Genomic DNA, 9,074 nt, shown 5'->3' with positions numbered 1-9,074 from the left:
CGCCCGGGTCGCCTGGGCTGCTGGGGTTGCCGGGGCCTGGGCTGCCGGGGTTGCACCTCCTGTAGGGGGAGGCGGCAGGGTGGTGGGCATGAACGGCGATGCGCTCCCCACCCTCCTCACCATCGGTGAACTGGCCCGGTGGACCGGGCTGACGGTGAAGACCGTCCGGTTCTACTCGGACCAGGGGATCGTGTCGCCGGCCGACCGCAACCCGGCCGGCCACCGGCGGTACGGCGCGGACGCCGTCGCCCGCCTGGACCTGGTGCGCACCTTGCGCGAGCTCGGGCTCGGTCTGCCGGAAGTCCGGCAGGTGCTCGGCCGCGAGCGCGCGCTGTCCGAGGTCGCGGCGGCGCACGCCGCGGCGCTGGACGTCCGGATCCGGGTGCTGCGGCTGCGGCAGGCGGTGCTGCGGACGGTGGCCGCGCGCGGGGCGACCACGGAGGAGTTGACGCTCGTGCACCGGCTGGCCCGATTGACGGAGGACGAACGGGGGCGCCTGGTCGGGGAGTTCCTGGCCGCGGTGTTCGGAGCGGCCGCGGTGCCCGGCGGGGCTGCGGTGTCCGGCGGGTCTGCGGTGCCCGGCGCGGAGGGGTGCTGGGGTGGGGTGGCCGAGTCGCTGACGCCCCGGCTGCCGGAGCGGCCGTCGGACGAACAGGTCGAGGCCTGGGTGGAGTTGGCGCTGCTGGCCGGGGACGACGGGTTCCGGGAGCTGTTGCGCGGACTGGCGGAGGACGAGGCGGCGGAGGGTGCGACCGGTGCACCGCCCCGGCCCGGACTGGCCGTGCTGGTGCGGAGGGCGGTCGGCCCGGCGGTGGCGGCGGGGGTGGAGCCGGGATCGGCGGAGGCGGCGCGGGTGGTCGCGGTCCTGCTGGAGCGGTACGCGGAGTTGGTGGGCAGGGCCGGGGCGGGGGAGCAGCTGCGGGCCCGGCTGCCGGAGCGGCTGGTGGAGTGCCTGGTGGACCGGCTGGTGGGGCGACTGCGGGCAATGGCGGACCCCCGGCGGGAGCGGTACCTGGAGTTGCTGGCGGTCGTCAACGGGTGGGTGGCGCCGGAGAGTTCGGGTGAGGTGCTGGACTGGGCGGTGCGGGCCGTGCAGGCGGTGCGGGCAGCGCAGGCGGTACGGGCCGTACGGGTGGGCGGGGTTACGGCTGGAGGGGTGGCGGGGCCGGGCAGTTGGTGAGGAAGGCGTGGGCCTGGGCGCGGAGGTGGTCGACCGGGGGGTCCTCGCAGATCACCTCCAGGCCGAGCGCGGCGAACTCGCGCAGGTGGTGGGAGGACTGGTAGGCGAGGTACGGGCGGTGGCCGTCGTCGGGGTCCAGTCCGACGGCGAGGGTCGCGAAGAGGGTGCGCTCCCGCTCGGTGTGGGCGAAGTCCGTCCGGGAGAGCGTCCATTCGAACTCGTACGGCTCGGGCTCGGCGGGCAGGTCGAGGAGGGTCTGGGCGAGGCGGCGGACCTCGTCCGGGTCGGCGAAGGGGAGTGACTCCGAACCGAACGGCGCGGACGCGAACAGCTCCCACGCCGGTCCGTTGCGACGGACGGTCAGTTCCCACGCGCCGTCCTGGTCGTGCCAGTGGCAGCTGAGGATCGAGTCCATGGTGGTCAACCTCCCTGTGGAGCCGGGCCGTTACGTTACGTTCTCCTCATCGTGGCACACCGGTCCGACGGGGGCGCCTGGCGTGGGCCGCTCGCGGGCGGTCCGCCAGGCCTGCTGGAGGGCGTCGTAGCCGAGCACGGTGATCGCGTGCTCGGCGAGCAGGCGGCGGGCCTCGGGGGAGACCAGGAACTCGTAGTCACTGCGGCGCACGGGCCGGCCGTCGTCGGGGCCGGTGGCGAGGCCCGGGTGGACGGCCCACTCGGTCAGGCCCGGCGGGAGGGCCGCGAGCAGGCGGGCGTAGTGGGCGGGCTTGTCCTCTACCGGTACGGCGAAGCTGTCGAGGAAGCCGTGGTCGACCACCGGCAGCCCGCGCTGGCGCAGCCGGTCCAGGGCGGGCGGCAGCCAGACCCGCACCGCCAGGTCGTACTCGGCGCCCAGGGCGAGGGCGAGGTCGAGGACGTCCTCGCGGCCGCCGTCGGCCAGGCAGTGGAAGTCCAGGTGGGTCGGGCTGAGGCCGCTCGCCCCGACGGCGTCGATCTGGGCGCGGAACTCGCGCTCCACGTCGTCGATCCGGGCGTTCGCGGTGAGCGCGGCCCGGCCGGCCGGGGTGGGGGCGTGGAACCCGCCGTCCGGCGCGAGGAGGGAGGGCACCCGGTCGCGGGCGGTGAGCGGGCCCCAGCGCAGGTGCGGTGCCTCGCAGACCAGGGTGAGGTGGACGCCGAAGGGGATCTCCGGGTGGCGGCGCAGGAGGCGGAGCGCGTGCGGGGCGGCGTGACAGGGGGTCATCAGGCTGGCGGAGGCGGCGATGCCCTGGCGGACCGCCTCGATCACGGCGAGGTTGACGGACTCGTCCAGGCCGAGGTCGTCGCAGTTGAGCAGCAGGAGGCGGGCCTCGGGAGGATGGCCGAGGAGCTGGTTGGCGCGCGGACCGTCCGGGGCGGGGACTGCGGTGGGCATGGGGGCAGTCTTCACCGGGAGGGGCGGCCGGCGCGCGGGGATTTCCGCTCGGTCGGGCTCAGTCTGTCGTGGGGGTGGGGTGCCACGGGCGGTCGGGGCGGGTCTGGACGGGGGCGGAGGTGAGGCGCAGGGCGTACACGTCGTGGTCCGGCGCCGGGGAGGGGACCGGGCCGAGGTACTCATGGCCGGTCAGGTGGCACCAGGCGGGCAGGTCGAGCGGGGCGGCCGGATCGGTCGTCAGGATGTGGACCACGGCCCCGGCCGGGAGGTGGGCGATCTGCTTGCGCAGGCGGAGCAGGAGTTGGACGCAGAGCAGGCCGGTGCCGTCGACGGTGAGCTCGGGGGCCGTACCGTCGGCGGCGGGGCGGACAGCGTCGTCGGGGGTGGTCATCGGGGGATCTCCTGGGTGATGCGCCGGAGGCGGCGGGGCAGGTCGCCCTCCTCGAAGACGTGGACCTCGGCGAGGGCGGGCTCCCGGCGCGGCGCCGCGCCGGGCGGCGGGCCGGGAGTGCGGGTCATGGTGGTGCCCTTCGCGGAGGTGAGGCGTGGTGCGGGTAGGGCTGGTGGTGGCCGTGGTGCCGGTGTTTCGGGTCCAGCCTAGGGCTTCGGGATGTGGCGGTGTTCGGGGGCGGTGCCGCCGAGGCGGGTGAGCAGGGCGGAGAGCCGGGTGAGGTCCTCGCCGCTCCACTGGTCGGCGGCGAAGTGCTCGGTGGCGATCTGGCGGGCGGTGTACAGCATCTCGGCGAGCCGCTCGCGACCGGTCGGGGTGAGGGCGGCGTACGCGACCCGGGCGTCGCGGGCGGCGGCCTCGCGGGTCACCAGGCCGATCCGCTCCAGCGGGGCGAGGCCGCGGGTGACGCCGGAGGCGGTGAGGCCGAGGGCCTCGGCGAGGTCGACCCGGCGCATCCGGCCGCCGGGGGCCTGGGCGAGGTGCAGCAGCAGGGTGAAGTCGGACAGGCTCACGCCGTGCAGGCCGCTGAGGCTCGCGTCGAAGCGCTTGACCACGGCGGTCTGGGCGCGGACCAGGCGTAGTGCGGTGTCGAGCGGGTCGGGGCGGGGGGTGGTGTCGGGGCTCGGGACGGGGTTGGTGCTGGGGCTGGGACGGGTGCTGGGGCCGGGGCTGGGGCTCGTGGGGTTTGTCATTGCCACCTCCTTGACTGCTCAAGTATATGCACGGGCGGAGCCGTCAAGGAGGTGGCAGAGGGAGGGGGTCGGTCAGCCGGTGGTGTTGGCGGCTCGGCGTTGGCGCTTGCCCAGTGGCGCCTGGGAGAGGTCCTCGGCCTGGGAGCGGAGGTTCTTGTAGCCGTAGCCGCGGTCCGTCAGCCAGGACTGCGCGACCTGTTCGGCCCGCTCGGTGGCCTCCAGGATGTCCTCCTCGGCCTCGCCCTCGTCCAGGAAGCGGAAGGTGAAGGCGGTGCGTGCGGCGAGGTCGTAGCTGAGGTGGCCCTCGCGGGTGAAGGCGGCGTGCAGCACGTCGTGCTCGGGGGCGGCGGCGAGGAGCTCGGCGCGCTGCTCGTCGCTGAGCCCGTCGAAGACGCCGCGCACCATGATGCGGAAGGTTCGGGTGGTCATGCCCCGACGATAGGCAGTGGAGGTGGCGGACCGCCAATGCGATTTCGCGGTCGAGGGGAAAGGGCGGGAGGGTCGGGGACGGGTCGGGTCACCGGTGGTCGGCCGGGGTGGGGAGGCCTGCCGTGAAGGACTCGACGGCGTCGGCGAGGGCGGCGGGCGCTTCCAGCGGGAGCAGGTGGCCGGCGTCCGGGACGACCGTGAGGCGGGCGGGCGGGAGGTGGGGGAGCAGATGGGTGCGGAGCAGGTCCGCCGGCTCGACCCGGTCGTGTCGGCCCGTCAGGACCAAGGTGGGTATCCGGATCCGGGCACTGGCGGCGCTGATGTCGGTGGCGAGGCCGTGCAGCGGCCACTCCTCGCGGGCCGGGACGTCGGCGGCCAGGCTGTCCTGGACGGCGGCGGCGCGGAGCTCCGGAGGCAGCGGGGCGGCGGTCAGGACGTGGTCGAGGGCATGGCCCGCGGACTGCGGCGAGTCGTAGGCGCGGGCGAGCGCCTGCCGGTGGTCGAGGGTGGCGGTGGGGGCCGGCCGCGGTGGGGCGGGGGCGACCAGGACGAGCCCGGCCAGGCCCTCCGGCCGCCGCGCGGCGGCGAGTTGGCACACCTTGCCGCCCATGGAGTGGCCGACCAGGACGAAGTGCTCCAGGTCGAGCCGGCGGGTGACGGCGAGGAGGTCCTCGGCGAGCTGTTCCAGGTGGTACGGGCCGGGCAGCGCGCGGGACCGGCCCCAGCCGCGCTGGTCGTAGCGCACGGTGCTGCGCTCGGGCGGCAGGTGGCCGACGAACGCGTCCCAGGTGCGGGCCGAGCCGCCCCAGTAGTGGGCGAGGACCAGGGTGGGGCCGCCCCGCCCCTGGCGCTGGGCCTGGAGGGTGCCGCCGTCGACGGGGACGGGGACGGGGACGGGGACGGGGATAGGGACGGGGGTGTGGGGAAGGGCAGAGGCAGGGGCGGGGTGGATGGTGGATTCCGGCAGCATGGTGGTCTCCTCGGGAGGGGTACTCCTCGGAGGCTACGGTCAGGAGTGGGCCTGAGGCCCGGTCGAAAGGTGCACGGTGATGGTGGAAAGCGGACACGTGCCCGGGATCCGGCAGGTGCGGTACAGCCCGGAGGCCGGGTCGGCGGGGTTCGGGGTGGAGGTGCTGAGCTTCGAGCGACTGCGCCGGATGGACCGGGCCCGGCGCCGGGAGCGGCCGCAGCGGCCGGACTTCCATGTGCTGGCGCTGGTGCGGTCGGGCCGCGGCCGGCAGGTGGCGGACTTCGTCGACCACCCGCTGGGGGAGCGGAGCGTAGTCTGGATCCGCCCGGGTGTGGTGCACCGGTGGGCGGAGGTCGACGGGGTGGACGGGCCGCTGGTGCTGTTCGAGCCGGAGGTCCTGGCGGGAGCGGTCGGGGTAGCCGAGGCAGCTGGGGTGGCTGGGGCAGCTGGGGTGGCCGGGGCTGCCGGGGTTGCCGCGTTCGGGGCGTCCTGCTGGCAGGTGGACCAGGAGGACTGGGGGTTGGTGCTGGCCGGGGTCGAGCACCTGGCGCGGGAGCACGCGGCTGCGGTGGCCCGGGAGGAGCCCTTCTCCAGGGCGTTGCTCGGGCACCTGCTGGCGGCGCTGCTGCTCCGGGCGGGCCCGCCCGAGGCGCTGCGGCCGTCGGCGGCGGCCGGCGACCGGGAGGTCTTCCGGCGGTACCGTGCGGCGGTCGAGGAGGGCTTCGCCCGGCGGCACCACGTCGCCGACTACGCCCGCGAACTCGGCTGCACCGTGCGGACCTTGACCCGGGCGAGCCGTGCGGCCAGTGGGCTCGGGGCGAAGCGCTTCCTGGACGAGCGCATCCTGCTGGAGGCCGAGCGGCTGTTGGCGCACACGGACCTGCCGCTGGCCCGGTGCGCGGAGCGGGTCGGCTTCGACGACGCCGCCAACTTCGCCGCCTTCTTCCGACGGCTCGCCGGGGAGTCGCCCGGCCGCTGGCGCGAGGCCGCGGCCGGGCGTTGAACCGGTGGGGGAAGCGTTGATGAAGGTCGCGTTGACGAAGGTCAGCGGGCGAAGGGGCCGAAGACAGTGGCGGCCAGGCGCAGGGCCTGGGGCGGCGTGCCACCGCTGGAGCCGACGGAGTAGACCAGGCGCTTGCGCAGGTCCGCGGTGGCGAACACGCCTCCGGAGTAGCCGAGATCGTGCCCGGTCTTCCCCCAGACCACGGTGCCGTCCGACAGTGGGAGGGACAGCAGCCCGGCGCTGTAGCAGGCCTTGCCCTTGTCCGGCCCCAACTGGCAGTCCCCGGTGCCGCGGTAGGGCAGCAGATGCCCGGAGGCGTCGTGCGGCAGGGCGAACAGGTCGTGCCGTTGCTGCGGGGGCAGGAGCTCGCCGTCGAACAGGGCGCGCAGGAAGCGGTCCAGGTCGGCCGGGGTGGAGACCATCGATTCGGAGTTGCCGCCCTGCTCGGAGACGTCCGTCGGGACGCCGGCGTTGCTGTCGAGGTATCCGGCCAGGTGCGGTTCGGGCATCTGCGGCGCGCCCCCGGTCAGTTCGGTGTGCCGCAGGTGGAGGGGTTCGAGGATGCGGGTGGTCACCTCCTGCTGGAGCGGGTGGCCCGTCACGTGTTCGATGAGCAGGCCGGCCAGGCGGTAGTTGAAGTTGTTGTACTCCTGCTCGGCGCCCGGCGTGGTCGGTACGGGCCAGGGCCGGTCGGTGGGCCGCAGGGTGCGCTGGACGACCTCGTCGAAGGTCTCGACCCCGAAGCGCTGGGCGATCAGGCCGTCGTTGTCGCCGTCCTTGACTCCGGCCGGGCCCTCCACGGCCTGTGGCAGCCCGCTGGTGTGGTCGAGGAGTTGGCGGACGGTGACCGCCGGGTAGACCGGGCTGCCGTTCGCCCCGTCGGGCAGCACCCCGGGCAGGTACTGCTGGACGGTGCCGTCCAGGTCGATCCGCTGCTCGGCGGCGAGCTGGAGCACCACGGCGGCGACGAAGGTCTTGTTGATGCTGCCGATCCGGAAGGCGGCGTTCGGGGCGACCGGCTGCCCGCTCACTCGGTCGTCGGCCGTGCCGCGCCAGGTCCGACCGTCGACCGTCACCCGGGCGAGCGCACCCGCGGTGGGATCCCCTGGTCGGGTGGCTATGGCGGCGTTGAGGGCGGCTCGGTCGGGGCCGCCCCGGGGCGCGGTGTCGTCGGCCAGGGCGGCCGTTGGCGTGGCGGCGAGGAGCAGGCCGCCGAGGGCGAGGGCGGTGCGCTGGGCGATGGGCATGGGTGCTCCGGGGCTGGTGGGGCGGGCGGGTTCTGCGGTGGCAGCCTTGGAGGGGGACGCGGGGTGACGGTCGGTCAGTTCCTTTCGCCTCGGGAGCGTGCGGGCGGGTCCGGTACGCGCTGGTGCAGACGGCTGCCCAGGACAGCGGCCACCGGCACGGCAGCTGCTTCGGGCCGGGTCAGGGGCCGGACGGGGTGGGCAGTTCGACGGAGTGGACCGTGAAGCCGCCGCTGGTGACGGGGGCGAAGGGGGCCAGCGCCATGCAGGTGCCCACGACGGGCTGGTAGGGCTTGCCGTCCTTGTCCACGTCCACGTTGCCCACGCCCCAGGAGAAGCCGAGGCGGTCCCGCCCGTGGCCGGGGGCGTCGTAGATGCTCAGGCCTATTCGCTGCCCGACCGGCATGGCGTCGGACTTGGTGATCACGGCCGTCAGGGTGGCGACGGGGCCGCCGGTGGCGAGGCAGTCGACCGCGGCGTCGGCCTGGTGGACCTCGCCGGTCCCGACCACGCGGTGGGAGAAGTGGACGGTGCCCCGGGCGTCGGTGGGCAGACCGTGCGGGATGCCGGGGAGGGGCCGGCTGCCGGGGGCGGCCACGGCGTCGACCGTGAAGCGGATCTCGTCGTCCGGGCGGGGGGCGTAGTGGATCCGGCCGGATCCACTGACCCGGGCGGTGAGGGTGGCGGTGGGGTCGGTGGAAGGGGCGGCGGAAAGGGCGGTGGAGGGGGTCGCACCCGCCGGGGCCGGTGCGGTGAGCGCCACGAGGGCGAGCGCCGCGAGGGCGGCCCGGGCGGAGACCTTGCGGAAGGTACGGGCGAAGCGGAACACGGTGGAGACCCCCTTCTCCGGCGGCCCCGGTGGCCGCCGTCTCGGTGACTCCAAGACTGGCCGCCGGGACCCTCTCCCCACATGTGCCGATCGGCATAACCGATCCACCGGGTTCGGCGTCCGGCCCTGCCGATCGGCCGGGCCGGGCCGGGCCGGGCCGGACGCCGGACGGCCTGGGAGCCCGCCCCCGGCTACGCCCGGGCCGGCAGCCGGGTGCAGACCGCACCCGTCGCCAGCGGCGCGGCCTCGGCGCCCAGCACCGTGAGGGCGAAGTCCGTGATCAGCGCATTGATGTCGGCGCTCTGCCGGACCAGGTAGTGGCTCCCGCCGGGCACCTCGTACCGCGCGAGGTCGGGCGCGACCTCCCGGGCGCGCAGCGCGTACTCCAGGGACTGGGCGGCGTTGGCCGCGCTGTGGTCGGCGGTGCCGTGCACGATCAGTACCCGCCGCCCGGCGAGCTGGTCGACCCGGTCGCCGGTGGGTAGCCAGGGGGCGAGCCCGGCCACCCCGACGACGTTCGGGTGCCCCGCGCACCAGAACGCGGCCCGCCCGCCGAGCGAGTTGCCGATGAGCAGCACCGGCACGCCCGGGTAGCGGCGGTCGAGTTCGTCGAGCGCCCAGCGGGTGTCGACCGCGGTGTCGGCGTCGGCGCCGTTCCAGCCGCTGTAGCGGTAGTGCAGCAGGTGCACCGCCAGCCCGTGTGGACGGCCGCGGTCGGTGAGTTCGGTGGCGAGACCCTGGAGGCCGAGTTCGGCGATCCGCAGTGGTCCGCGCTTGCTCCGGAGGAACCCGCCGGGCAGCAGCAGGGCGACGCCGGAGACCGGTCCGTCGCCCTCCCACGGGGTGAGCTGTGCGGTGTGCGGGCGCTGCGCTCGGAACACGCCGGTCCTTCCTGGTGGACGGT

The 9,074-nt window shown here is 75.2% G+C and carries 12 protein-coding genes; 2 read left to right on the top strand and 10 right to left on the bottom strand.

Annotation, left to right across the window (positions count from 1 at the left end; translation table 11 throughout):
• Positions 1–88 precede the first annotated feature (88 nt).
• A complete protein-coding gene (locus ACFXOZ_RS29690) occupies positions 89–1,180 on the top strand; it encodes a MerR family transcriptional regulator (RefSeq protein WP_380593313.1) in 1,092 nt (363 codons plus the stop codon).
• Here ACFXOZ_RS29690 and ACFXOZ_RS29685 read toward each other — a convergent pair.
• The 7 genes from ACFXOZ_RS29685 to ACFXOZ_RS29655 form a co-directional block, all read right to left on the bottom strand.
• Positions 1,143–1,595, bottom strand: a complete 453-nt coding sequence (locus ACFXOZ_RS29685) for a hypothetical protein (protein WP_375889914.1) — start codon at positions 1,593–1,595, stop codon at positions 1,143–1,145. The genes ACFXOZ_RS29690 and ACFXOZ_RS29685 overlap by 38 nt on opposite strands.
• A gap of 30 nt (positions 1,596–1,625) precedes the next feature.
• Positions 1,626–2,552 (bottom strand): polysaccharide deacetylase family protein, encoded by a 927-nt coding sequence (locus ACFXOZ_RS29680; RefSeq protein WP_380593312.1) that lies wholly within the window; start codon positions 2,550–2,552, stop codon positions 1,626–1,628.
• A 58-nt stretch (positions 2,553–2,610) separates the two neighbouring features.
• Positions 2,611–2,943 carry a sulfurtransferase TusA family protein gene (locus ACFXOZ_RS29675; protein WP_380524835.1) on the bottom strand — a complete coding sequence of 111 codons (333 nt, stop codon included), beginning with the start codon at positions 2,941–2,943 and terminating at the stop codon, positions 2,611–2,613.
• The gene (locus ACFXOZ_RS29670; protein WP_380524836.1) at positions 2,940–3,071 is read right to left on the bottom strand and encodes a hypothetical protein; all 132 of its coding nucleotides are present in this window, start codon (positions 3,069–3,071) and stop codon (positions 2,940–2,942) included. Before ACFXOZ_RS29670 ends, ACFXOZ_RS29675 begins: the two co-directional genes overlap by 4 nt.
• Before the next feature lie 78 nt (positions 3,072–3,149).
• Positions 3,150–3,695, bottom strand: coding sequence for a MarR family transcriptional regulator (locus ACFXOZ_RS29665; protein WP_380593311.1), 546 nt, complete (start codon positions 3,693–3,695; stop codon positions 3,150–3,152).
• Positions 3,696–3,767: 72 nt separating this feature from the next.
• Positions 3,768–4,124 (bottom strand): DUF6204 family protein, encoded by a 357-nt coding sequence (locus ACFXOZ_RS29660; protein ID WP_375889906.1) that lies wholly within the window; start codon positions 4,122–4,124, stop codon positions 3,768–3,770.
• 88 nt (positions 4,125–4,212) lie between these two features.
• A complete protein-coding gene (locus ACFXOZ_RS29655) occupies positions 4,213–5,094 on the bottom strand; it encodes an alpha/beta fold hydrolase (RefSeq protein WP_380593310.1) in 882 nt (293 codons plus the stop codon).
• A gap of 79 nt (positions 5,095–5,173) precedes the next feature.
• Here ACFXOZ_RS29655 and ACFXOZ_RS29650 point away from each other — a divergent pair, with 79 nt between their 5' ends.
• Positions 5,174–6,097: a helix-turn-helix domain-containing protein gene (locus ACFXOZ_RS29650; protein WP_380593309.1), complete on the top strand. Its 924-nt coding sequence runs from the start codon at positions 5,174–5,176 to the stop codon at positions 6,095–6,097.
• 41 nt (positions 6,098–6,138) lie between these two features.
• Here ACFXOZ_RS29650 and ACFXOZ_RS29645 read toward each other — a convergent pair whose 3' ends face one another.
• The 3 genes from ACFXOZ_RS29645 to ACFXOZ_RS29635 all read right to left on the bottom strand — a co-directional run bounded on the left by ACFXOZ_RS29645 (position 6,139) and on the right by ACFXOZ_RS29635 (position 9,051).
• Positions 6,139–7,344 (bottom strand): serine hydrolase domain-containing protein, encoded by a 1,206-nt coding sequence (locus ACFXOZ_RS29645; protein WP_380593308.1) that lies wholly within the window; start codon positions 7,342–7,344, stop codon positions 6,139–6,141.
• A 178-nt stretch (positions 7,345–7,522) separates the two neighbouring features.
• A complete protein-coding gene (locus tag ACFXOZ_RS29640) occupies positions 7,523–8,170 on the bottom strand; it encodes a hypothetical protein (protein WP_380593307.1) in 648 nt (215 codons plus the stop codon).
• Between the two features lie 191 nt (positions 8,171–8,361).
• Positions 8,362–9,051 (bottom strand): alpha/beta hydrolase, encoded by a 690-nt coding sequence (locus tag ACFXOZ_RS29635; protein WP_380524842.1) that lies wholly within the window; start codon positions 9,049–9,051, stop codon positions 8,362–8,364.
• Positions 9,052–9,074 lie beyond the last annotated feature (23 nt).

The organism is Kitasatospora sp. NPDC059160, from assembly GCF_042755465.1.
Lineage (GTDB): Bacteria > Actinomycetota > Actinomycetes > Streptomycetales > Streptomycetaceae > Kitasatospora.
Note: the sequence above shows the minus strand (reverse complement) of the source record. Positions and strands in the feature narration are given on the sequence as shown.

Bases quoted from the DNA above. Each gene is read 5' to 3' on its own strand.
- ACFXOZ_RS29655 (WP_380593310.1), bottom strand. From the start codon at position 5,094: ATGCTGCCGGAATCCACCATCCACCCCGCCCCTGCCTCTGCCCTTCCC.
- ACFXOZ_RS29665 (WP_380593311.1), bottom strand. From the start codon at position 3,695: ATGACAAACCCCACGAGCCCCAGCCCCGGCCCCAGCACCCGTCCCAGC.
- ACFXOZ_RS29645 (WP_380593308.1), bottom strand. From the start codon at position 7,344: ATGCCCATCGCCCAGCGCACCGCCCTCGCCCTCGGCGGCCTGCTCCTC.
- ACFXOZ_RS29685 (WP_375889914.1), bottom strand. From the start codon at position 1,595: ATGGACTCGATCCTCAGCTGCCACTGGCACGACCAGGACGGCGCGTGG.
- ACFXOZ_RS29690 (WP_380593313.1), top strand. From the start codon at position 89: ATGAACGGCGATGCGCTCCCCACCCTCCTCACCATCGGTGAACTGGCC.
- ACFXOZ_RS29675 (WP_380524835.1), bottom strand. From the start codon at position 2,943: ATGACCACCCCCGACGACGCTGTCCGCCCCGCCGCCGACGGTACGGCC.
- ACFXOZ_RS29680 (WP_380593312.1), bottom strand. From the start codon at position 2,552: ATGCCCACCGCAGTCCCCGCCCCGGACGGTCCGCGCGCCAACCAGCTC.
- ACFXOZ_RS29660 (WP_375889906.1), bottom strand. From the start codon at position 4,124: ATGACCACCCGAACCTTCCGCATCATGGTGCGCGGCGTCTTCGACGGG.
- ACFXOZ_RS29650 (WP_380593309.1), top strand. From the start codon at position 5,174: ATGGTGGAAAGCGGACACGTGCCCGGGATCCGGCAGGTGCGGTACAGC.
- ACFXOZ_RS29670 (WP_380524836.1), bottom strand. From the start codon at position 3,071: ATGACCCGCACTCCCGGCCCGCCGCCCGGCGCGGCGCCGCGCCGGGAG.